The following is a 23,975-nucleotide window of genomic DNA, read 5'->3' as shown; positions in this document are numbered from 1 at the left end:
ACTAGTGAGTAAAAAACCAATCTAAAGCACAAATTTACGTCATAACCCCTGGAATATCGATTTCTATTTATCTATTCCGCCCTTCAGATATAATCAACAAACGGCAACTGAGTGGTGATAATTATTAATCGTTTCGATTTAATAAACAGATTGAACAGTTTAGATATTCTAATGTTATTTTTTACTGGCAATACTGAGGGTCAGACAAACGCTGCCTAATGTTTTGATTTGGCTGATACAAATTATTTTCAGCGAAGCCGCGGTTGCACGCCGGCATAGCAAGGAAAGGACTAAAAAAACGCAGTGGTTACAGGCGTGGGAAGTTTTAAATTTACACAGATTTGTGATTAGCGGCAGGTCACAGCGGTCAGATAAATGCCTGAGATCACGAGACAACCGTCGTAAAAACAATAAATTATCACTACTGTCTCAGAAACAGCGCTGGAATAAACCGGCGATTGTAGTGGCAGCATCAAAGCAATTAACACGCTCAGTGGTGTGGATTCTCCACCAGGAACCGTCTGGAAAACGTAGCCCGGCATCATTTTTAACTTAACATTGCTGTTTTTATCGGTTATTTACATCTGCATAATTGCAGACTGAACTTAATCAGCAGGTAACGCTGAGCACTGCGACGTCTCCCATTCTAAGGCGGAGCCGATTGTGGTAAAAAGACAGACTTACTGCGCGGAAATAACACGATAAAAATGACCACATCAGATGCTGTACAACTCCAGCGATCACCCTTTGCCACGCAGATAGCCACGCGTGTGATATTTTTTATTGCCGGCATGGGCATGTCCGCCTGGGCGCCCCTCGTGCCGTATGCTAAAGCACGCGTAGCGCTGAGTGATGCTTCACTGGGCGGTTTACTGCTGTTTCTGGGCGCTGGCTCGCTGGCGGCAATGCCACTGACCGGCATGCTGGCTGGCAAGTACGGTTGTAAGGCGGTAATTGTGGTTGCCGGCCTGCTGATTATGCTGACATTGCCGCTTCTGGCAGTGTTACCCACGCCGGTTACCCTGGCGCTCTGCCTGATGGCATTCGGCGCGTCAATCGGCTTAATGGATGTGGCGATGAATATTCAGGCAGTCGAGGTGGAAAAAGCCTCCGGGCGCGCCATGATGTCTGGTTTTCATGGTTTCTTTAGTATTGGCGGCATCGCCGGTGCCGGGCTGGTGAGTGCAATGCTGTGGCTCGGCCTGTCGCCGCTGAATGCGGTGCTGATTATCGCCGCACTGGTTATTCTGCTGCTGCTGAGTAGTCAGAAGCATCTGTTAAGCGATCGTCTGCACCACGCCGATTCCCCCCTGTTTGTCTTGCCGCGCGGCTGGGTACTGTTCCTGGGCGCACTCTGCTTTATTCTGTTTCTGGCTGAGGGGGCGATTCTTGACTGGGGCGCACTGTTCCTGACCAGCGTGCGCGACATGCCCGCCTCACAAGCCGGGCTGGGCTATGCGGTGTTTTCCATCGCTATGACCATTGGCCGCCTGACAGGCGATCGCATCGTTAACTATTTCGGCAGCGCGATGATTTTATTGCTCGGCAGTCTGTGCGCCGCCGCCGGAATTTTACTCGCCGTCAGCGTCAATGATGCGCGGGTGACACTACTGGCTTTTTTACTGGTGGGTTTTGGTGCGTCCAACACCGTGCCAATCCTGTTCAGTGCCGCAGGCAAGCAGGAAACCATGCCGGTAAACCTGGCAATTTCTGCCATGACAACGATTGGATATGCGGGTATTCTGGCTGGCCCGGCACTGGTCGGCTTTGTTTCCCAGTGGTCTAACCTGACGACGGCCTTTTCTGCCATTGCTGTGCTGCTTTTAGCTGTTGCTGCCAGCGCCCGGCTGGTCACACGATAATTTTGGGTGTCACATTACGTTATGGTGCCATATAAGTTTCCCCTCACTTCTGGCAATGTCACACGCTTTTTTGTGATGTTTATTTTGGTATTACTGCTGGCGTTGGGTTTTATGATCCATAACGCGGTGAACGCATGGCTGACAGAAAAACGTTATGCAATGTCCGATATTACTTACGCGATGCAAAAGCGTATCGACAGCTATCGCTTTGCGACCTGGCAAATTTATGAAAATCTGGCAGCCAGCGCGGCAGGAACGCCGCCCAATAGTTTGCAAGAGACGCGCCTGCGTCCCGACGTCTATTATCTGGAAAAAACCCGCCGCAAAACAGAAGCCTTGATCTTCGGATCTCACGACAGCAGCACGCTGGATATGACCCAGCGCATGTCGGGCTATCTTGATACGCTGTGGGGTGCGGAAAACAGCACCTGGTCGATGTATTTTCTTAATGGTCAGGACAACAGTCTGATTCTGATCTCTACCCTGCCGCTAAAAGATATGGCGACGCGCTATAAAGAGAGTGCCATCACCAACATTGTCGATGCCCGCCGTGCGGAAATGCTGCAGCAGGCTAATGCGCTTGATGAGCGCGAAAGCTTCTCACCGCTGCGCCGTTTTGCGTGGCAAAACGATCACTACTTTACCTTACGCACCACCTTTAATCAGCCCGGCCATCTGGCAACGGTGGTCGCATTTGACCTGCCGATCAACGATCTGATTCCACATAATATGCCGCTGGAAAACTTCCAGCTTAAACAAGACAGCGCGGTGATTAGCGAAGGTGCCCAGAGTGATGACGACGGCCAGAATACCCATATTTCGCTGGTTAACCCTAACGTTGAAATTGCCTCTTCACTGAGCAGCTCACCGCTGCAACTGGTTTACCGCGTGCCGATCACCAGCCTGCTATTCGATACGCTGCACAATCTGATGTGGCCGCTGCTGGCTAATCTGGCGCTACTGCTGATGTCGCTGGCCGGCCTGTTTTTGCTCCGTCAGCAATCACTGCGCCCCAGTGAAAATCAGAGCGCCGAACTTGATTCGCTGCGGGTGTTGAATGAAGAGATTGTTGCCAGTCTGCCGGTCGGGTTGCTGGTCTATGACTTCGCCAGTAATCGCACCATTATCAGTAATAAGATTGCCGAACACCTGCTGCCGCATCTTAACCTGCAAAAAATCATCAATATGTCCGATCAGCATCAGGGTGTACTGCAGGCAACCGTCAATAATGAAGTGTATGAGATCCGCCATGCGCGTAGCGTAGTTTCGCCGCACACCCAGCTGTTTATGATGCGCGACCAGGATCGGGAGCTGCTGGTCAATAAAAAATTGCAAAAGGCGCAGCAGGTACTGGATAAAAATCATCAGATGCGCCAGCAGCTGTTGCAGAATCTCGGCCATACGCTCAATCGCCCACTGAGCAATATTGTCGGCCAGTTACAGCAGCTGAATGATGACAGTGATGAAGAAGCTCGGCTGAATGTGTTGCAACAAACGGAAGCACTGAGCCGGATGCTGGACGATATTGTGTTACTCAACCGGCTGGAAGCCCATGACTGGACGCCAGACGCGGCTTCATTCAATCTGCAATCGCTGCTGGATGAACTGGCGCTGGAGCTGCTGCCGCTTACCCGCCGCAAAGGGCTGACGCTGCTGATGCGCAACCGCCTGAACAGTGACGAGATGCGTTTTGGCGATCGACGCGCTATCCGCAAAGTGTTGTCAACGCTGCTGCACTATTCATTGACCACTACCGACTGGGGCAAAATTACGCTGGACGTCGACTCCCCTTCCGAACGGCCAGACCGCCTGACGATTCAAATCGTCGATACCGGGGCGGGTCTGACGGTCGATGAACTGGGCAATAATGATTTTCCGTTTCTTGGCGAAACCTCACAGGATCGCTTTGGTCAGGCTTCTGGCCTTGCCTTCTTCCTGTGCAAACAGTTGTGTAAACAACTCGGCGGGCATTTAGATATCCATGCCAGACCAGATATTGGCACCCGTTACAGCATTAACTTGCACCTGCCGCTGGAAAATCAGCAATTGCAGGAAGAGAAACTGCTGGAAGGATTAACGGCATTAATTGAGATTACGGTTGATGATGTACGTAAGATTGTTTGTCATCAGCTGGAAAATTGGGGGGCAAACTGCATAACACCAGATGAGCGCTTCTCAGGCCAGGATCATGATGTCCTGGTGACGGATGACCCGGCGCGTTTAACGCCCTGGTCGTTACTGCTCACGGACGACGAAATGGGCTATCGGGCGATTAACGATAATCAGTACCGGGTGAACTTTAATATCAGTAGTGCAATGCAAGATGCATTGTTACAGCTGATTGAACAACAGCTGGCGCAAGATGCGCTGGGTGATGAACCTGTTGAAGAACAGGACGCCACACCGCTGCTTAGTAGCGGTTATTACCAGCTGTTTGTCGACACAGTACCGGATGATGTAAAGAGATTGTATACTGAGGCGACGAACAAGGAATACAGTTCGCTTGCTCAGACCGCACATCGCCTCAAAGGCGTGTTTGCCATGCTTAATCTGGTACCCGGCAAGCAGCTTTGTGAAACGTTAGAACAGCACATTAAAGAGTGTGACGATTCAAACATTAAAAATACCACCAGTAACATTGACGGCTACGTTAATGAACTGCTGCAGCAAGGTAACCAATAAGATGAATAATTTGAATGTAATTATTGCTGATGACCATCCGATTGTCCTGTTTGGCATTCGTAAGTCACTTGAACAGATTGAATGGGTAAACGTGGTTGGTGAGTTCGAAGACTCTACTGCTTTGATTAACAGCCTGTCTAAATTAGATGCCAACGTATTGATTACCGATTTATCGATGCCGGGTGAAAAGTACGGCGACGGTATCACGCTAATCAAATATATCAAACGTCACTATCCGGACCTGTCGATTATCGTTCTGACGATGAACAATAACCCGGCAATTCTTAGCGCGGTACTGGATCTGGACATTGAAGGCATTGTGCTGAAACAGGGTGCGCCAACCGATCTGCCGAAAGCGCTGGCAGCACTGCAAAAAGGGAAGAAATATACCCCGGACAGCGTGGCAAAACTGCTGGAAAAAATCAGCGCCGGTGGTTATGGTGACAAACGCCTGTCACCGAAAGAGAGCGAAGTGTTGCGTTTGTTTGCTGAAGGCTTCCTGGTAACAGAAATCGCCAAAAAGCTGAACCGCAGCATTAAAACCATCAGTAGCCAGAAGAAATCAGCGATGATGAAGCTGGGTGTTGATAACGATATCGCACTGCTGAACTACCTCTCTTCTGTCAGTTCCATGCCGGTCGAGAAAGACTGACATATCGCCTTACGGTCGATGCTGTTTGCTACGGGCGGCGAAAACGCCGCCCGTAACTATCCGGCGACTGAGTGGCTACCCTTCCCGTACTTTTCTGACCCGCTCAGCATAAAACGCTAAGGTCTTCTGCAAAGTATCCAGCGTTACCGGCTTCGACAAACAGTTATCCATTCCGGCTTCAATACAACGCTGCTTCTCTTCTGCCAGCGCATTAGCGGTAACGCCGATCACCGGAAAAGTATGACCTAACTGTCGCAGGCGCTGCGTCAGGCGATAACCATCCATATTCGGCATATTGACGTCGCTCAGCACGATATCGATTTCACTGCGGCTGATCACATTCAGCGCATCCACACCGTCCTGGGCCGTTTTCACCCGGAAACCCAACGATCCGAGCTGATCGGAGAGCAACATCCGGTTGATAGGATGATCGTCCACCACCAGGATTAGAATATCCTCGTTGTTGACGCTCTCCTCTGGTGCCGGCAGCAGCGCCAGCCCGTCAGGAACATCAACCGGCACACGGTAGATCCGCCCCAGTAATGCCGGAAGTTCATGCGGCGTGGCGGTGCTGTAAACCCAACGCCCGGTCGAAACTTCCTGTGGCATATCAATATGCTTGCCGTCGAATACAATTACCGCACGCACTTGCCTTGCTGCGTCAAAATCGTAGTCGGTGATAATCACATCATCAGCACCATAGCCATTTTCTTCAAAGCGCTGAACCCGGATACCGTGATCGTTCAGCAAGTTTTCAAGGAAATCGGCAAGGTATTCATTTCTCAGCGCCAGCCACACCTGCTTATCCTGCAAGCCTTCGTGCAACGGCGGCACAATCACCCGGCTGTTATAGAGCGGAATACGCACAATAAACTGGCTACCCATTCCCGGTTCGGAATCGACTTCGATATCGCCATCCATCATATTGATCAGTTTCTCGCAGATCGCCAGCCCGAGGCCAGTGCCCTGGAAGTTGCGCTGCACGCCGGTACCGACCTGGAAGAAAGGATCAAACAAGCGGGTGATCTCTTTCGCCGGGATCCCGACGCCGGTATCGCGCACGCGAAACGCCAGATAACCATCCCTGACATAGGCATGCAGAATAATGCAGCCGGTATGGGTAAATTTAATGGCGTTATTCAGCAAGTTAGAAATCACCTGCTGTAATCGCAGCGGGTCGCCATCCAGCAATATCGGCACATCGCTGTCAATACAGCAGTAAAGCGTCAGGCGCTTTTTCACCACCAGCGGCAGATAGTTAGAGGCAATATGGGTAACCACTTCACGCGGCGCAAACTCGCGCGGCTCAATCCGCAGTTGCTCAGACTCAATTTTTGAGAAATCGAGAATATCGCTGATGATTTTTAACAGCAGGCTGGAAGAGTTGTTCATTGCCGTGACCAGCGATTCGACGCCTTTTGGCAGCACTTTGGTTTGCAGCAGATCGAGATTACCAATAATGCCATACAGCGGGGTGCGCAGTTCATGGCTGACGGTGGCCAAAAACATCGATTTGGACTGGCTGGCCTGCTCGGCGGCCTGCGCCATCTCCTGTAACGACTCTTCCATTTTCACGCGGGCGCTGACGTCCACCAGCACGCAGATCGCCACATTTTCATTCCGATAGCGCGAATGGACAAAGCTGATCTGCAAATTGGTGTTGCTGCCGGTTAATACATCGACAAAGTTAACCTGCTGGCCGCAGATAATTTCCGTCAGTCGCTGACGGTCTTCCTGGGTCAGCAGATTCAGATAATTATGCGCCAGTTCGTTACTCAGAATATTGGTGCCGTCACTGGTTCGCAGAATACAGATACCAACGGGGGCCGATGCAACGATCTTACGGTTAAACTGCTCATGTTCTTCAAGGCGATGCGCATTTTCCTCTGCCGGCGAAAACATGCGTCGCTCAAACAGCCACGACAGCGAGAAGATAATCAAGCCGCTCAGCAGATTAAGCAGTAGTGCATTAATCATCAGCATCTTCAGCTGGTCTACTAACACATCAGTCGAGATGGAATAGACCACGCTGAGTGTGGAAGGCTGTAGCGTTTTTTTCAGCACCAGCTGCTTATAACCGTTGAGATAGCCAAACCAGGCTTTATTATCCGGCAGATCGTCGAGCGAGAAACCACCGTTGTTGTGGGCAGTGGAGAGAATCGGCTGATTATTCTGGTCAACAAAGGTTGCTACCACCGGCAGATTACCCGGAGAGATAAAATCATCCAGTCGGATATTTTGCTCAATACCCAATAACGCCTTCATTTTGTTAGCGACATACACCGGCGTGACCATATAGAAATAGCCGACGCCCGGCTGCGTACCGGGAGCAATCCAGTACAGGCTGTTTTTACGCTCCTCCTCGTTGGCATCGCGATAGCGTAAAACATGCTCATTCAGCGACTTAATCGCCCTTTCGCGCTCAACCGAGGCGGTACCCGTCGCAAAATCCGCCAGACACAAACTTTCATCGCCAACAAAGAACACCCGGTTCAGTCCCCAGGCAGAAGAGAAATTGCTTTTCCAGTAATTGAGATAATAGCTGAGCGAATCCAGCGAACTACGCCAGGTATTACTCATAGTTGAGCAATCAGAATTTGCCCGCAGCGGATAAAACTGCGGCGGCATCGATTTAGCAGCAGCACTGCCATTGATGATATCGGAGCCATTTTCCGGGAAACTCAGCCGGTTTTCGGCGATAAACTTCAGCTCGCGGGTGATGTCGACCGAATGATGAATATACCATTGCGCCTGGTCGTAATTGGCACCAAACTCCTGCCGCACCTGCGACTCTTTATCGTGCAACACGTTAATAATATAGAAAACGGTAAGCAGTGCGCCAAGCGCCCAGAGCATTAGAGCCAGCGCCCGAAACAGATAGCGGGAAATTCTTAACGTAGTGCGAAAAGAGACAAAATATTTCAAGTGTAACCTATGGCGGCTAAGGGTCAGTGGTGCGTTTTGCGATCCCGATACAGTAGCGGTACTGGTTATAAAAAGCCAGAACTGGCGCGGTGCTTCACGATAATCCAGCCTGTTCTGAATGCGCCGCACGCCACTGTGAAGGCGTTTTGCCGGGGATGGCTTATGTGATTACGCCGCAAAGTGTCGCCAGCATTCACCTGCCGGTGTTATTGATCACCGCTGACGACTATATTCGCACGCCCAAACCACTGGATTCAGGCGTAGAAACGCTCCACTTACCGCAACAGCGTCTGCCACATACCGCTCATTTCGATGTCCTGCCGCTGTGCCAGCCGCAGGCGGCAGCGGTGCTGGCCGAAGAAGGAGAGGAATTTCTCTGTGAAATCCCACCGGCGGAGCGCGCGGCGATTCATCAGTTGGTGGTGAACAAGGTTATCGCTTTTCTGCGGCAGAATCGGATTATCGCGGAGTAACAGAATTAAAAAAGGCCAGCAATGCTGGCCTTTTTATCTGGTGCTTTAAGCGTAACGATTATTCTTCGTCACTTTCGGTGGCTTCGTCATCGTTATCCACTTCTGGCACGATCTCGTCATCACCTTCCGCGACGCTGCCGTCGATAGCATCCAGCTCTTCTTCTGCTACCGGCTCAGCCACACGCTGCAGGCCAACCACGTTTTCATCTTCCGCAGTACGAATCAGGATAACACCCTGCGTATTACGTCCGACAATGCTGACCTCAGAAACGCGGGTACGCACCAGCGTGCCGGCATCGGTGATCATCATAATCTGATCGCTGTCGACCACCTGTACCGCACCGATAACCGGTCCGTTACGTTCGGTGACTTTGATCGAGATAACGCCCTGAGTCGCACGCGACTTGGTCGGATACTGGCTGTTCTCGGTACGTTTACCGTAACCGTTCTGCGTTACCGTCAGGATCGCGCCATCTTCACGTGGGATGATCAGCGAGACCACGCTGTCGCCTGCCGCCAGCTTGATACCGCGAACACCGGATGCGGTACGGCCCATGGCACGCACTGCCTGCTCGGAGAAGCGCACCACTTTACCTGCGGCTGAGAACAGCATCGCTTCGTCATTACCGTCAGTTAGCGCAACGCCAATCAGCTCATCGTCATCACGCAGATTGACGGCAATAATACCGGCACTGCGCGGACGGCTGAACTCAGTCAGCGCGGTTTTCTTCACGGTGCCGCTGGCGGTCGCCATAAAGATATTCAGCCCTTCCGCGTACTCACGTACAGGCAGAATTGCGGTGATACGCTCGTTTGGCTCCAGCGGCAACAGGTTGACGATTGGGCGTCCACGAGCACCACGGCTGGCTTCCGGCAGCTGGTAAACCTTCATCCAATAGAGACGGCCACGGCTTGAGAAGCACAGAATGGTATCGTGGGTGTTGGCCACCAGCAGACGATCGATAAAGTCTTCTTCTTTAATACGTGCTGCCGACTTACCTTTACCACCACGACGCTGCGCTTCGTAATCAGTCAGAGGCTGATACTTGACGTAGCCCTGATGCGACAGCGTAACCACCACATCTTCCTGGTTGATCAGGTCTTCGATGTTGATATCCGCGCTGTTAGCGGTAATTTCGGTACGACGTTCGTCACCAAACTGATCGCGAATCAGCTCCAGCTCTTCGCGAATCACTTCCATCAGGCGCTCTGCGCTTTCCAGAATGTGCAGCAGTTCAGCAATCTGCTCCAGCAGACCTTTGTACTCGTCCAGCAGTTTTTCGTGCTCAAGGCCGGTCAGTTTCTGCAGACGCAGATCAAGAATCGCCTGAGCCTGCTGCTCGGTCAGGTAGTACTGACCGTCACGAATACCAAACTTTTCTTCCAGCCATTCAGGGCGCGCCGCATTATCACCAGCGCGTTCCAGCATAGCGGTAACGTTACCGAGAGCCCACGGACGCGCAATCAGACCGGCTTTCGCTTCGGCTGGCGATGGCGCCTGGCGGATCAGTTCGATAATTGGATCGATATTCGCCAGCGCAATCGCCAGTGCTTCAAGGATATGAGCACGATCGCGCGCTTTACGCAGTTCGAAAATAGTACGACGCGTGACAACTTCACGACGATGGCGCACAAAGGCTTCGATAATATCCTTCAGCGGCATAATCTTCGGCTGGCCCTGATGCAGTGCCACCATGTTGATGCCGAAAGAGGTTTGCAGCTGCGTCAGCGAGTAGAGGTTATTCAGCACCACTTCGCCAACCGCATCGCGTTTGATTTCGATGACGATGCGCATACCGTCTTTATCGGATTCATCGCGCAATGCGCTGATGCCTTCCAGACGTTTCTCTTTCACCAGCTCAGCAATTTTCTCAATCAGGCGCGCTTTGTTCACCTGATAAGGAATTTCATTGATGATGATGGTCTCGCGACCGGTTTTCGCATCGGTTTCTACTTCACCACGAGCGCGGATATAAATTTTACCGCGACCGGTGCGATAGGCTTCTTCAATACCACGACGACCGTTGATAAACGCCGCCGTCGGGAAGTCTGGCCCGGTAATATGCTCCATCAGCCCTTCTACGCTGATGTTTTCATCATCGATATAAGCCAGACAGCCGTTAATCACTTCTGTCAGGTTATGAGGAGGAATATTGGTCGCCATACCAACGGCAATACCGGACGAGCCGTTAACCAGCAAGTTCGGGATTCTGGTCGGCATCACTTCCGGGATCTGCTCAGTGCCGTCATAGTTCGGCACAAAGTCGACGGTCTCTTTTTCCAGATCCGCCAGCAGTTCGTGGGCGATTTTCGACATGCGCACTTCGGTATAACGCATTGCTGCCGCGGAATCGCCGTCAATGGAACCGAAGTTACCCTGACCATCGACCAGCATGTAGCGCAGCGAGAATGGCTGCGCCATACGCACAATGGTGTCATAGACGGCGGTATCGCCGTGCGGGTGATATTTACCGATTACGTCGCCGACAACACGGGCAGACTTTTTATATGGTTTGTTCCAGTCGTTACCGAGAACGTTCATGGCATAGAGCACACGACGGTGGACTGGTTTGAGTCCATCCCGAACATCTGGTAATGCACGGCCAACGATGACCGACATGGCGTAATCAAGGTAGGAGTTCTTTAACTCTTCCTCGATATTGACCGGTGTGATTTCTCTGGCAAGGTCGCTCATGGAGCCGCTATCCCTCTACATTAGTCCCGGATTCAAAGGTGCGAAAGTATATCACACTGCACTGATACGGTGAATGGAAAGCGTCGTAATGCATGCTTTATTCGCCAGGAGCGCTCTCGTGCCCTTCACTGACGGAAAGATGTATACTTCAGAGAAATTTTGTTGCTGGAGCACTAATTCGATGAATGCAAACCCTAATACTGGCGTCCCTAACGTCGATCACCAGGAGATCGCTAAATTTGAGGCGGTCGCTTCGCGCTGGTGGGATATGGAAGGTGAGTTCAAACCTCTGCACCGGATTAACCCGCTGCGCCTCGGCTATATTGCCCAGCACGCTAACGGTCTGTACGGTAAGAAAGTGCTCGATGTCGGCTGTGGCGGCGGCATACTGGCTGAAAGTATGGCGCGTGAAGGCGCCGAAGTTACCGGCCTCGATATGGGTGCTGAACCGCTGGAAGTGGCGCGTCTGCATGCGCTGGAAAGCGGCGTAAAAATTGATTATGTGCAGCAGACGGTGGAAGATCATGCCGATCAATTTGCCGGACAATACGATGTTGTCACCTGCATGGAGATGCTGGAGCACGTGCCGGATCCGCGTTCTGTGGTACACGCCTGCGCCCGTCTGGTAAAACCGGGCGGCGAAGTGTTCTTTTCTACCCTGAACCGCAACAGTAAATCCTGGTTAATGGCGATTTTCGGCGCAGAGTATGTGCTGCGCATGGTGCCACGCGGCACGCATGATATTAAAAAGTTTATCCGCCCTGCCGAGCTGCTGAACTGGGTTGATGAAACGCCACTGCGCGAGCGCCACATTATCGGCCTGCACTACAACCCGCTGACCAATAAATTCCGTTTAGGTCGCGGTGTAGACGTGAACTATATGGTGCATACCCACAGCGTGATTGAGTAACTTTCTGCCCTGGGCGGCGTTGCTGCCGCCCTTAGCAATAAATTCCCTGCTCCGCGAAACCCTTTCATCAAAATGCCATCGGATTTTCATAGTATTACCCGTCATCGACAGATCTTTTTCCTGTTGTACGTCTGGTGAGCTATTTGTCAGAATGATGCCGCCTGCAAATGAATCTATCGCTTAAAACCTGCTGGGCGATAAAATCGTCCGGCTCAGAACACTTTTTCCGCAAAGAAAATTGCCCGCAATAAGCAATGGATAGAAAATCAGCGTTCGATCAAAATTTTGATTTTTTTATCTAAAGGATTGACAGCGCTACGGCCCTAGAGAAACGCGGACTTAGTAAAAAGTCTGCATCTGGAACCGAAAAACGATCAGAAATCAACTCTTGTTATGCGCGGATAAGTTACTAGAATACTCACCATCTAGTTACACAATCCTCCCCTGACTACTACATATAGTGTTTATCCACAGAGTTACTCACAATGAGATTTCTGTGCATAAACAGGGGATATTTTTTACGGACAGGTAAAACCCGACATGAATCAGAGTCTGCTGGTCACAAAACGCGATGGTCGCAAAGAACGTATTAATCTTGATAAAATCCACCGGGTTCTCGACTGGGCAGCTGAAGGTCTGCAAAACGTTTCTGTTTCCCAGGTAGAGCTGCGTTCGCATATCCAGTTCTACGACGGCATCAGAACCTCTGATATCCACGAAACGGTAATCAAAGCAGCAGCCGATCTGATCTCACGTGAAGCGCCAGATTATCAGTACATGGCAGCACGCCTGGCGATTTTCCACCTGCGTAAAAAAGCTTACGGTCAGTTTGAGCCACCAAAACTGATCGACCAGGTCAAACGTATGATTGACATGGGAAAATACGACAAGCATCTGCTGGAAGACTACTCGGCGGAAGAGTTCGAGCAGATGGACGGTTTTATCGACCACTGGCGCGATATGAACTTTTCCTACGCAGCGGTTAAGCAGCTGGAAGGTAAATATCTGGTGCAGAACCGCGTCAGCGGTGAAATCTACGAGAGTGCGCAGTTCCTGTACATTCTGGTCGCTGCCTGCCTGTTCTCCGGCTATCCACGTGAAACCCGTCTTGATTACATCAAGCGTTTCTACGATGCGATCTCGACTTTCAAAATCTCACTGCCGACGCCAATCATGTCTGGCGTGCGCACCCCGACTCGTCAGTTCAGCTCCTGCGTACTGATTGAATGTGGTGACAGCCTTGATTCCATCAACGCCACCAGCAGTGCGATTGTAAAATATGTCTCACAGCGTGCCGGTATCGGTATTAACGCCGGTCGCATCCGTGCACTGGGCAGCCCAATCCGTGGCGGTGAGGCTTTCCACACCGGTTGTATCCCGTTCTACAAACACTTCCAGACCGCAGTGAAATCCTGTTCTCAGGGTGGCGTACGCGGTGGTGCCGCCACGCTGTTTTACCCGATGTGGCATCTCGAAGTGGAAAGCCTGCTGGTACTGAAGAACAACCGTGGGGTTGAAGGCAACCGCGTCCGTCATATGGACTACGGCGTACAGCTGAATAAACTGATGTATCAGCGCCTGCTGAAAGGTGAAGATATTACGCTGTTCAGCCCGTCTGACGTCCCGGGCCTGTACGATGCCTTCTTCGCCGATCAGGATGAGTTCGAGCGTCTGTACACCAAATATGAGAAAGATGACAGCATCCGCAAACAGCGAGTGAAAGCGGTCGATCTGTTCTCACTGATGATGCAGGAACGCGCGTCAACCGGTCGTATTTACATCCAGAACGTTGACCACTGCAACACCCACAGCCCGTTTGATCCGGCAATCGCGCCAGTACGCCAGTCCAACCTGTGCCTGGAAATCGCGCTGCCAACCAAGCCGCTGCTGGATGTGAATGACGAAAACGGCGAAATCGCACTCTGTACGCTGTCAGCGTTCAACCTTGGTGCAATCAACAGCCTTGACGATCTGGAAGAGCTGGCAATACTGGCGGTTCGCGCGCTGGATGCGCTGCTGGATTATCAGGACTATCCGATTCCGGCGGCAAAACGCGGCGCAATGGGCCGTCGTACCCTCGGCATTGGCGTGATCAACTTCGCCTACTATCTGGCGAAGCACGGTGTGCGCTACTCCGATGGCAGCGCCAACAATCTGACGCACAAGACGTTCGAAGCAATTCAGTTTTACCTGCTGAAAGCATCCAACGAGCTGGCGAAAGAGCAAGGTGCCTGCCCGTGGTTCAACGAAACCACCTATGCACAGGGCATTCTGCCGATTGATACTTACAAGAAAGATCTGGATGTTATCAGCAACGAGCCGCTGCATCTGGACTGGGAAAACCTGCGCGAGCAGATTAAAACCCACGGCCTGCGTAACTCGACGCTCTCTGCGTTGATGCCGTCGGAGACCTCTTCGCAGATCTCTAACGCCACTAACGGTATTGAGCCGCCGCGCGGTCATATCAGTATCAAAGCTTCCAAAGACGGCATTCTGCGCCAGGTGGTGCCGGATTATGAGAACCTGAAAGACAGCTATGAGTTGCTGTGGGATATGCCAAATAACGACGGTTATCTGCAGCTGGTTGGCCTGATGCAGAAATTTATTGACCAGGCGATTTCGTCGAACACCAACTATGATCCAACGCGCTTTGCTAACGGTCGCGTACCAATGAAGCAGTTGCTTAAAGATCTGCTGACTGCGTATAAGTTCGGGGTTAAAACGCTTTACTACCAGAACACCCGTGATGGCGCGGAAGATGCGCAGGACGATCTGGCACCGTCCATTCAGGATGATGGCTGCGAAAGCGGCGCCTGTAAGATTTAATCCTCCCCGGATGACACTTCAGTAGTGGTCGGCACAGCCCGGCCACTACCCTTAATGACTGGATTACCATCATGGCTTACACCACGTTTTCACAGAACAAAAATAATCAGCTGGACGAACCAATGTTCTTTGGTCAGCCGGTTAATGTTGCGCGTTATGATCAACAGAAATATGACATCTTTGAAAAGCTGATTGAAAAGCAGCTCTCTTTCTTCTGGCGTCCGGAAGAAGTCGACGTGTCTCGTGACCGTATTGACTATCAGGGCCTGCCGGATCATGAAAAGCATATCTTTATCAGCAACCTGAAGTACCAGACACTGCTGGATTCAATTCAGGGCCGCAGCCCGAACGTCGCGCTGTTACCGCTGATCTCGATTCCAGAGCTGGAAACCTGGGTGGAAACCTGGGCGTTCTCTGAGACAATTCACTCGCGCTCTTACACGCACATCATTCGTAATATCGTTAACGACCCGGCGATTGTGTTTGATGATATCGTCACCAATGAGCAGATCCTGTCGCGTGCTAAAGATATCTCTGGTTACTACGATGATTTGATTGAGATGACCAGCTACTGGCATCTGCTGGGTGAAGGTTCACATCAGGTCAACGGTAAAACCATCACCGTCAGCCTGCGCGAACTGAAAAAGCAGCTGTATATCTGCCTGATGAGCGTTAATGCGCTGGAAGCGATTCGCTTTTACGTCAGCTTTGCCTGCTCCTTCGCCTTCGCCGAGCGCGAACTGATGGAAGGCAATGCCAAGATCATTCGTCTGATCGCTCGTGACGAAGCGCTGCACCTGACCGGTACTCAGCATATGCTGAACCTGATGCGCAGCGGTGAAGACGATCCGGAGATGGCGGAGATTGCCCGTGAATGTCGCCAGCAGTGTTACGATCTGTTTGTTCTGGCGGCAGAGCAGGAGAAAGAGTGGGCAGAATATCTGTTCCGCGACGGCTCTATGATCGGTCTGAACAAAGATATTCTCTGGCAGTACATTGAATACATCACCAATATCCGTATGAATGCGGTTGGCCTTGATCTGCCGTTTAAGACCCGTTCGAACCCAATTCCATGGATCAACTCATGGCTGGTGTCTGACAACGTCCAGGTGGCACCGCAGGAAGTGGAAGTCAGCTCCTACCTCGTTGGCCAGATTGACTCCGAAGTCAACGGCGACGACTTTAGCGATTTCCAGCTGTAATTTATGGCCGGTTCGATTATTACGCTGCGCACATCAGGTGCGCAGCTTCAATGCGATGAAGAGCACCCTTCTCTACTGGCGGTGCTGGAATCACATAATCTGTCCGTCGAATACCAGTGTCGCGAAGGCTATTGCGGCTCCTGCCGCACGCGCCTGCTGAAAGGCGAAGTTTGCTATGCTGCCCGGCCATTAGCCTTTGTGCAGGATGGTGAAATTTTGCCCTGCTGCTGCCGGGCGAAAGGTGATATCGAGATAGAAATGTAGCGGCGGCGTTATCGCCGCCCGCGTCAGGAGTTTGCATCCTGCCTGTCTTCGCCAGGATATGATTCAAATCATCGTTAAACCTTAATCGTCTCCACCACATCAATCCAGCCGTGCCCGGTAGTAACATCACTGCCCTTCAGCCAGCGGCGCAGCATATTCATCGCCATCATCGCCACCACCTCCTGCCGTGTTTTCAGTCCGTCACGGCTTACATTAAATTTTACCTGCTGGGCAAAGGTTCCATCCGGCGTATGCAGCGCAAAGCCAAGCTGTTCGTCAGTAAAACCGCCGACGGATAACGCCAGTGCCGAACCGTTGCTCTGCGCCAGCGCGGCGGTGCGCGCGGCTAACACCGGTAACGACTCTGGCTGCGAGGGCAGCACATTCCCCGCGGCTAAGGCGACACCGGCCGATGCCAGCTGCCACTGCAATAATCCGGCAGAAAACTGCTCGCTGACGCTCAGCGTCAGTCCACGCTGTTGCAGTAAACGCGCCAGCAAAGCCGGTAATCCTTCGGTGCCTTCAAAAATAGTGCACTCGGCCATCATTAGCCGCACTTGCTGCCAGCTCTGTTCCATCGCCACGCGCTGTGATGCCGGGCCAGTCAGCTTTAATTCGATAATTGGCATCGATGAGCGATAGCCCATCACCACCCCTTCCGGCAGCGGCAGCGACTCCAGCTCGCCAGCCAGATCGCTTTCGCCACGGCCAAAGGTGGTCAGGCGCAAACAGATTGGCGGTTCGGGTAGGGTGTAATGCTGCTTCAGGCGCGGCAAAATTTGCTGCCCGACCATCACTTTAAATTCTGATGGCACGCCGGGAGTGAAGAAAATCCAGCAGCGGTTCAGCTTAATCGCAAAGCCACAGGCAGTACCGACCGGATTATCGACCAGCTCAGCGCCGGCCGGGATTTCTGCCTGCTTACGATTACTGGCGGCCATTGGTTTACCGCGGCTGGCGAAGAACGCTTCCATCTTCTCCAGCCATGGCTGATGGAGTTCCAGCCCGACACCCAGCGCCGTCGCAGCCGCTTGTGCACTGAGGTCGTCACTGGTCGGCCCAAGGCCACCGTTAACAATCAGTACATCAGCAATCTGACTGCGCTCGGTTAACGCGGCAACCAGCGCCTGCAAACTGTCCCCGACCGTCGAGCGACTGGTCATCGGCAACCCATGCTGAAACAGTTCATCTGCCAGCCATGCAGCATTCGTATCAACAATTTGCCCGTGCAGCACTTCATCGCCGGTTGAGAGCATCTCCACTCTGATCACTGTTTTCTCCTGTCGGATTAGCACGCCGTTATGCCTTGTTATCTGGCTGTTAATTACCGTAGCGGGATCTGGCAGTCAGGTAAACCGTTTATCTGCACTAACGCACGCAATGAACACCGCGCGGTTGCAATACGGGTTTGAGCCTTCAGCGATTAGACCGGTTCTGGCTTCATCGCCCCCTCTTCATTAGGGTACTCTGCTTTCACTGACGCCTTCATGTTCAGAATGGCCTCTTCGGTGGCTTTTTCGCCCAATCCATTCTGCATCGCTACCGCCATGGCGCGATAAAGGTTGTTTTCATCACCATTACGTAGCCGGGCAGTGATCACTTTACCATCTTTCATGACATTATATTTAAGAACGCCTGACTTTTCCGTTGTCTCTTTGAGAAAATAAGACCGGGCTTGCTCAGGAATAGTATCAAGCGGGCCTTCAGGGCCAATAATTCTTACGTTATTATTGACATCATAAACGCTGAAGTAACACTGATTGCTACGGGCAATGATACGAATAATATCATTATTGAGTGTCGTCTGAATGCCATAATCAGGATTGTAATGCTTACCGTATGAAATCAGCAGCTGATTCCCTTTTTCAATATCATTTTTGGCAACGTAGAAAACAACCTTGTCGTTAAGGTAGCCTGCTACCAGATTATTATCCCCCAGTGATTGCAAGTCGTACATTTTTCCGGTATTGACCAAAGAGAGTATATTGGCATTCTGATAGCTGCTGGTTGATCCTTGTCCATTATTCATGTCTCCCCAGAGATATTTAAGAACCTGCTGGGTACCCACCTTGCGAAATTCGGTACGCAACGTCGCATCGTTGTTATGCCGGACGCCGGTATATATGCCAAGCAGCGTACCACGCGGGATTTTTTTTCTGGCGATAACACTTAATCCAACCGGATTATCCGCTTCCAGCGTATTGAGCACCTCGAGGTACTCGTTCAAAACGCCATCAACCTTGACACCGTCCTTGATATAAGAGTTCTGCTCTTTGCCATCAGTCTCAACAATATGCTTTAATTCGCTAAGCCAGCGCTGTTGCGTCGCTACACGCTGATCGACTTTTTTTATCTGTGCAGCATTCAGCAAATAATTAGCATTGGTGATGGTGAGTGGCTCGTCACCGAGAATCTGCTGGGTAATGCTAAGTGCTGGATTAATCGGATCGGTCAGCAGTGGAGGATTCTGCTGCAAATTCAGATGCAGCAAGCCATACTCCGGTGCCCAGCCAGTTTCCGGATCATAAGGACGTGCCAATAACGGGTTGATGCCAAGAAACTCAGGGGTCAGAGCATCATATAACGAACTTTTAGTGACTTTAGCAGCAGCGGCAATGTCGCGCAGGGTAATCAGCGCCCTATCAGGATGCTGGCTATTTTCCCAAATCTCAATCATTCGCAGACCATACAGCTGATTCTTTCGTTCAACAATGATGCTACTGTCCTGCTCGCTGATCATTTCTTCAGGGATTCGCGGCATACTGTTAAACCATTCGAATCTTTTTCTGTTTAACCATCCTTTCAGTTGCTCAGCACTAACGCCAATATGATTAGCAATATCGCCATCCAGTACTGCTACCTTCTCCTGCTGCAAATTGCGTGAGTTTACCAGGCGTAAGCCATATTGTTTATTTTTCTCTTCGCGGATATCTCTACTATCGCCGTCAGTTATTTCTTCCTGCGGTAAACGTAGATTGGCATTAAACCATTCGCGCATTTCGTTCTGTTTTTTTAAGGCGCGCGATAACGTCATTGAATCAATCCCAGCCTGCTCTGCAATAAGCATTTTAGTGATATTCAGATTAAATGTAACGGCGGCCATATTGGGTTCATCACGCTTCTGAAGCAGGCGCAAGGCGTACTCTTTCCCGGTTTCACCCTGAATACGCGGATAATTTGCGAACCATTGATGCTGCTCAGCAGTAACCGTCTTAACTGCCACTGCCACACCAACTCTTTGCCTGAGATCAAACAATGGCACCCCGGCGTAAATCGCGAGGTATTTATTCTCCACTTTATTCGCTTTATCCAGTTTATCGTTATTGTTGGCTTTTTCGTCTTTCTCTACTTCCGCTTGCCTCAGCTGGTGCAAACGCGCGGCATAATCCATATCAGTTTCATTTTCATGCCGCACATTTTTTCGCAGAAATTGCCTGGTTTTAGCATTAACTCTGTCAAATCTTTTTCTGAGCGGCACTTCGCGCACATTGGTATGAGCAGAGATATTCGCCAGACTAACGCCATTATCAGCAATCAGCAGCAGACGCAGTGCATAATCACCGTCGGTTTCCTGCGCTTTACGTGGATGCGTGCTCAGCCACTGCAGTATTTTTGGCGATCCTCTTTTCACCTGTGCTTCAAGCAGGCTTTTTTTCACCTCAGTACGATTGGCTATCATGCTCAGAGTAATTCCTTCTCCACGCAAATGATAAAGGCGTGTCGCGTAGTCGAGATCACCCTCGCCCTGCTGCTGAGGATATTGTTCAAACCAGGGTTCCGCCTCGGATGCGCGCGTCTTTAGCCAGGAAATAATCGCGAACTCTCTCATCTTGGTGTGATCGGCAATCGCGGTAATCGATATCCCTTCCGGTGCAATTCTGCACAGCCGTAAGGCATAATTAAGCGCTTGCTCTGATCTGTGTCGGGGATTGCTGGCAAGCCATATTGCAACTTGCGGCTGGTTTTCCCGTAGCTCTGCTCTCAGATTGATCAATGATACTTCAGCGTGGGTGGCAATAACATTTAACGGCAAGGTTTTAGGCGCGATTCCGCTCAGGCGCACGGCATAAACCATATTCCGGTATTTAATCATCACTTCTTCATCTTCTACGCGCACCGTTTCTTGTTCCACGCGCGGGTGATCGTAAAGCCAGCCGCTGTAATCAATTTCCAGCTCGTTTTTCTTCTCCGCTGGCAGATTTTCACCACTGCCCGACGGCTTATTGATTCCAGAAGGACCGGCGCAAAATTCATCGCCAGCACGTTTTACCCGTAGCTGGCATGGCCGTATCTCTTCCAGCACAAATTCCTCGTTTTCATCCAGGCGGTAAACATACAGATCATCCGCTCCATCCGGAGTTTGTGAATTCGGTACCCGTAAACTGAACAGATCGCTTTGTTCTGCATCCTGCTCTACCCGGATATACTCCTGCGTACCCTTGTGATCTGTACCGGTATGAATATAGAGATCACCGCTTTCGCTGCTCCGGTAAATATCATGATAATCTTCCAGCGCCATGCTGGGTGAGAATGGCTCGGTGGGTCGCACTTTAACTTCCGCTGGCAATGCATAGAATACCGGGTTCTTTAACTGCTGAAATTGCCATTCGCCCACCTGAGGGCTATAACGAAATAGCATATCGTCGGCCACAGGCTGCTCGGGGAAATATTCTCCAGGTTTTTTACCTGGCCTGACGGGCAGATACTGCACGGTTCCATCTGCTGCCGTGTTCCAGCGTAGAAAATGGCTTTTGCCATTCCAGTACAGCCCGGGAATATTATCTGCCACATTAAGCCATCCTGGCGCTGCCACATTCTGCTGCAACCAGCTCCGATCAATTTTTGCTTCCGCTTTTTGCAATAAACTAAACGGTGAATGCACGACATCCCAGTTACCGGTCATTGGCTGCCACTTCAACACCGTCTGCCGGCTTATTGACTGCTGCCCCACGCTGCCAAGCGTAAAAAAATCGCCTTCAAGATTGCCGCGTACATAGCCAATTTCGACGTTATTCGGGTTATGACGACCACGTGACTTAATCCCCAGATAGTGCTCTCCCGGCTGTGTTGCCCATACCTGACGCTCCCATCCCGCTACCGGAGACAGCACTCTTCTTTCGCCGGGTAAGCTATTAATTAATGCTTGCGGTATTGCAGATAACACTCTGCCATTAAGATGGGTATTGGCCGGATAAAACTCTCTCCATTCAGAGTTAAGCTGATTAAAGTAAATTTTCTTTCCGCTGGACATAACCCAGGTCGCGTCAGCAGCATTGTGGGTGAGCGGATGATAGCTGTCTTCAACTTTCAAATAAAATTCAGATTGTTTGCTGTAGGTAAAAACATGCTCACCTTCAATGTCTTTTATTTGCCAGGCGTTATTTTGTGAATTACGCGTTGCCGGATATTTAACCACCGGGTTCGATCCGACTCTCTCTGCCATACCCCGGTTGACATCATCAGGATAAAGTCGCCATTGTTGACCGGCGATGTTCTTTTCCAGAATAGTGTGAACCGTTAGCCCGGTTTGCGCGTGGTTAACGACCGTTCCTGGAAGTTCAGTGATAGGATTTTTCACCGCCGCCAGCGAATTAACTAACCGGCTGGAAGGTTTCACCCTTGGTGGGTTAAAGGCTTTATTCGCCTGGGCTTCCGGCATCATTGAAACAGCCATGCCCCATTCAAGCACAAATTCCGCTCTGCTCTGGCCAGGCTGCCGCTCAAAAATTTCTCCGGTAACCGTTTCCCCAACCTTTCGGGAAAAAAAACCCAGCACCGCCGCGCCGCCACTCAGTAAAAAATGCCCCGGGTTATAGCTGCTGGTGCCCTTAATAAATAGCGTTCGCCCCTGCTCGGTAATTTCATCTGACCAGCGGGTTATTTTCGCGCCGATACTGGCATTATTCATTGATTTATTTTTTATCGTCATCTGATGCTGTTTAATACGCCAGCGCATGACATCCTCATGCGCCCGCTTATAACGCTGTGCGCCGTCAGACGGGCTGCTGAAAACCATCCATGAGTCGCCCAGCGAAGCAACCAGTTGCTGCTGCTGTTCACGGTCCAGCATCAGATCCATTTGATTGAAAAACGCCGCCGCTTGCTGGCAAAAGCTGGCCTCGCTATCGCCCGGCAGGTGAACAATATCTTCTGCCAAAGCGTTCGGCAATGCAGGCTCCCCGGTGGTATTCCGGGGAAGAAACGGCTCTGACAATTCTCGCTTCTGCCGTGCCCCATCAGCCTGATCGCTGTTAATAACCGGGACAATGTTATGCCAGGGCGCCAGCGTTTGCGCGGGAAAAACGTTGCCAAGCTCTCTGCTCTGCGGAGCCATACCCGCGTAAATTTTTTCCTGCCCCTGAAAAAAATATGCCAGCCGTTGAATGGTCTGCTTTTTGCCGGCAGAGACCAGCTTGCCATCAGAAGCTATTGGCCTGAATGTCGCTTCGGCTGGCAGAAGGCCCATTCGCGGTGCAACTCTCTCATTTTCAGACGCCACTTTGACCGCTTTCAGCGCCAAATGATGTCGCCTTATTTTTCTCCCTTTAATCGACTTTGTTTCAATTGGAGTAAAATTCTTTGCGGGTATAGCGGCCGAGGTGTTCATAATCGCGATAAAGGGTAATTTATCTGTCGGAGTATCCCGAATGCCTGCGTTAATAAAGCTCTGCCAGAGACCGCTTATTTCGTCCAACATCAGCGCATTCCTTATATTACCCATTTGGGATATTATTCAATAATTAACAATTACGGGAATTAATAGATTTTTGTCAGACTGGTTAAACTGGCAGCCATAATAGTTAAAAATTAAATATTTATTTATAAAAAAAGCTTATCGTCTCATTTTTTAAATCGTGATTTCTGGCAATATTAACTCTAAATGATGGCGCTATTCAGAAAAAATGATAAGCCAGAAAATAATAATCAAAGAATAATGCGAGGAGAGTAATCAGGAATTGGGGTCGGATTTCCGACCCACAAATTTTATTGGCAGGACAGAGTTAGCGGCGAGCCAGCAATAAGCCGATCACCAGGCCAGCAGTGGCACCGACGCCAATACCATGCCAGGGTTTTTCGTGCACATAGTCATCAGCACGGTAAACCGCCTGTTTGGCGCGGATGTAGTAGGTATCGGACGCCTCACTGACGCGTGATTTTACATCATGCAGTGCCTGCTCAGCTTTCGCCTTGAGCTCAATGTATTTCTGATCGGCAGGGTCGCCCGAGGACTTCAGCACTTCTTCCAGCGTTTCTGTAAGCAGTGTCAGATCGTCATCCAGTCGGGTCTCATGCGTTTCATCAGGTATAGCCATTTTATTCCTCCGTGTACGAATAACATGCATGTCTGTTAACTATAGACAGTTTTCAGCGTCCTGCGCGCTATAGCCTCCAGGAATAACCTGAGAATTAACAGATTAATGATTTAAACGCTGGTTATTTGTTCATTTGCGCTGTTATCACGCCATCAGGCGCTGACAGCGGGT

General features: G+C 50.9%; 13 protein-coding genes. 8 read left to right on the top strand and 5 right to left on the bottom strand.

Features of this window, described 5'->3' with window-relative positions:
- Positions 1 to 707: 707 nt before the first annotated feature.
- From ACP3TC_RS06675 to rcsB, 3 genes are read left to right on the top strand one after another with little or no spacing between them, the layout of a single operon-like run.
- The gene (locus tag ACP3TC_RS06675; protein WP_426817819.1) at positions 708 to 1,862 is read left to right on the top strand and encodes an MFS transporter; all 1,155 of its coding nucleotides are present in this window, start codon (positions 708 to 710) and stop codon (positions 1,860 to 1,862) included.
- A 21-nt stretch (positions 1,863 to 1,883) separates the two neighbouring features.
- Positions 1,884 to 4,544 (top strand): phosphotransferase RcsD, encoded by a 2,661-nt coding sequence (gene rcsD / locus ACP3TC_RS06670; protein WP_313857767.1) that lies wholly within the window; start codon positions 1,884 to 1,886, stop codon positions 4,542 to 4,544.
- A gap of 1 nt (position 4,545) precedes the next feature.
- On the top strand, positions 4,546 to 5,196 hold the full coding sequence (rcsB, locus tag ACP3TC_RS06665; protein WP_052897352.1) for a response regulator transcription factor RcsB: 651 nt from the start codon (positions 4,546 to 4,548) through the stop codon (positions 5,194 to 5,196).
- A gap of 75 nt (positions 5,197 to 5,271) precedes the next feature.
- Here the strand turns inward: rcsB and rcsC are convergent, their stop codons facing one another.
- Positions 5,272 to 8,121: a two-component system sensor histidine kinase RcsC gene (gene rcsC, locus ACP3TC_RS06660; RefSeq protein ID WP_426817818.1), complete on the bottom strand. Its 2,850-nt coding sequence runs from the start codon at positions 8,119 to 8,121 to the stop codon at positions 5,272 to 5,274.
- 155 nt (positions 8,122 to 8,276) lie between these two features.
- Here rcsC and ACP3TC_RS06655 point away from each other — a divergent pair, with 155 nt between their 5' ends.
- Positions 8,277 to 8,594, top strand: coding sequence for a hypothetical protein (locus tag ACP3TC_RS06655; RefSeq protein ID WP_426817817.1), 318 nt, complete (start codon positions 8,277 to 8,279; stop codon positions 8,592 to 8,594).
- 58 nt (positions 8,595 to 8,652) lie between these two features.
- Here ACP3TC_RS06655 and gyrA read toward each other — a convergent pair whose 3' ends face one another.
- Positions 8,653 to 11,289 (bottom strand): DNA topoisomerase (ATP-hydrolyzing) subunit A, encoded by a 2,637-nt coding sequence (gene gyrA / locus ACP3TC_RS06650; RefSeq protein ID WP_426817816.1) that lies wholly within the window; start codon positions 11,287 to 11,289, stop codon positions 8,653 to 8,655.
- 181 nt (positions 11,290 to 11,470) lie between these two features.
- Between gyrA and ubiG the strand changes: the two genes are divergently transcribed.
- From ubiG to yfaE, 4 genes are all read left to right on the top strand, one after another.
- Positions 11,471 to 12,199 carry a bifunctional 2-polyprenyl-6-hydroxyphenol methylase/3-demethylubiquinol 3-O-methyltransferase UbiG gene (gene ubiG / locus ACP3TC_RS06645; protein ID WP_313852870.1) on the top strand — a complete coding sequence of 243 codons (729 nt, stop codon included), beginning with the start codon at positions 11,471 to 11,473 and terminating at the stop codon, positions 12,197 to 12,199.
- A 540-nt stretch (positions 12,200 to 12,739) separates the two neighbouring features.
- Complete coding sequence (nrdA, locus tag ACP3TC_RS06640; RefSeq protein ID WP_313852871.1) at positions 12,740 to 15,025, top strand: class 1a ribonucleoside-diphosphate reductase subunit alpha; 2,286 nt, start codon at positions 12,740 to 12,742, stop codon at positions 15,023 to 15,025.
- A 71-nt stretch (positions 15,026 to 15,096) separates the two neighbouring features.
- Positions 15,097 to 16,227 (top strand): class Ia ribonucleoside-diphosphate reductase subunit beta, encoded by a 1,131-nt coding sequence (nrdB, locus tag ACP3TC_RS06635; RefSeq protein WP_313852872.1) that lies wholly within the window; start codon positions 15,097 to 15,099, stop codon positions 16,225 to 16,227.
- A 3-nt stretch (positions 16,228 to 16,230) separates the two neighbouring features.
- Positions 16,231 to 16,491 (top strand): class I ribonucleotide reductase maintenance protein YfaE, encoded by a 261-nt coding sequence (gene yfaE, locus ACP3TC_RS06630; RefSeq protein WP_313852873.1) that lies wholly within the window; start codon positions 16,231 to 16,233, stop codon positions 16,489 to 16,491.
- A 74-nt stretch (positions 16,492 to 16,565) separates the two neighbouring features.
- Here yfaE and ACP3TC_RS06625 read toward each other — a convergent pair whose 3' ends face one another.
- The 3 genes from ACP3TC_RS06625 to elaB all read right to left on the bottom strand — a co-directional run bounded on the left by ACP3TC_RS06625 (position 16,566) and on the right by elaB (position 23,804).
- Positions 16,566 to 17,762, bottom strand: coding sequence for a nicotinamide mononucleotide deamidase-related protein YfaY (locus ACP3TC_RS06625; protein ID WP_426817815.1), 1,197 nt, complete (start codon positions 17,760 to 17,762; stop codon positions 16,566 to 16,568).
- Positions 17,763 to 17,914: 152 nt separating this feature from the next.
- Positions 17,915 to 23,188, bottom strand: coding sequence for a hypothetical protein (locus tag ACP3TC_RS06620; RefSeq protein ID WP_426817814.1), 5,274 nt, complete (start codon positions 23,186 to 23,188; stop codon positions 17,915 to 17,917).
- A 304-nt stretch (positions 23,189 to 23,492) separates the two neighbouring features.
- On the bottom strand, positions 23,493 to 23,804 hold the full coding sequence (gene elaB, locus ACP3TC_RS06615; RefSeq protein ID WP_313852877.1) for a stress response protein ElaB: 312 nt from the start codon (positions 23,802 to 23,804) through the stop codon (positions 23,493 to 23,495).
- Positions 23,805 to 23,975: the final 171 nt, after the last annotated feature.

The sequence above is a fragment of the Winslowiella sp. 2C04 genome, assembly GCF_050037805.1.
GTDB lineage: Bacteria > Pseudomonadota > Gammaproteobacteria > Enterobacterales > Enterobacteriaceae > Erwinia > Erwinia toletana_A.
The sequence above is the reverse complement of the archived record's forward strand: the minus strand, read 5'-3'. Positions and strand labels throughout refer to the sequence as shown.

Excerpts from the sequence above, each read along its gene's own strand:
- elaB (WP_313852877.1), bottom strand. The coding sequence starts at position 23,804 with ATGGCTATACCTGATGAAACGCATGAGACCCGACTGGATGACGATCTG.
- rcsB (WP_052897352.1), top strand. The coding sequence starts at position 4,546 with ATGAATAATTTGAATGTAATTATTGCTGATGACCATCCGATTGTCCTG.
- nrdA (WP_313852871.1), top strand. The coding sequence starts at position 12,740 with ATGAATCAGAGTCTGCTGGTCACAAAACGCGATGGTCGCAAAGAACGT.
- yfaE (WP_313852873.1), top strand. The coding sequence starts at position 16,231 with ATGGCCGGTTCGATTATTACGCTGCGCACATCAGGTGCGCAGCTTCAA.
- nrdB (WP_313852872.1), top strand. The coding sequence starts at position 15,097 with ATGGCTTACACCACGTTTTCACAGAACAAAAATAATCAGCTGGACGAA.
- ACP3TC_RS06620 (WP_426817814.1), bottom strand. The coding sequence starts at position 23,188 with ATGTTGGACGAAATAAGCGGTCTCTGGCAGAGCTTTATTAACGCAGGC.
- ACP3TC_RS06655 (WP_426817817.1), top strand. The coding sequence starts at position 8,277 with ATGGCTTATGTGATTACGCCGCAAAGTGTCGCCAGCATTCACCTGCCG.
- ubiG (WP_313852870.1), top strand. The coding sequence starts at position 11,471 with ATGAATGCAAACCCTAATACTGGCGTCCCTAACGTCGATCACCAGGAG.
- ACP3TC_RS06675 (WP_426817819.1), top strand. The coding sequence starts at position 708 with ATGACCACATCAGATGCTGTACAACTCCAGCGATCACCCTTTGCCACG.
- gyrA (WP_426817816.1), bottom strand. The coding sequence starts at position 11,289 with ATGAGCGACCTTGCCAGAGAAATCACACCGGTCAATATCGAGGAAGAG.
- rcsD (WP_313857767.1), top strand. The coding sequence starts at position 1,884 with ATGGTGCCATATAAGTTTCCCCTCACTTCTGGCAATGTCACACGCTTT.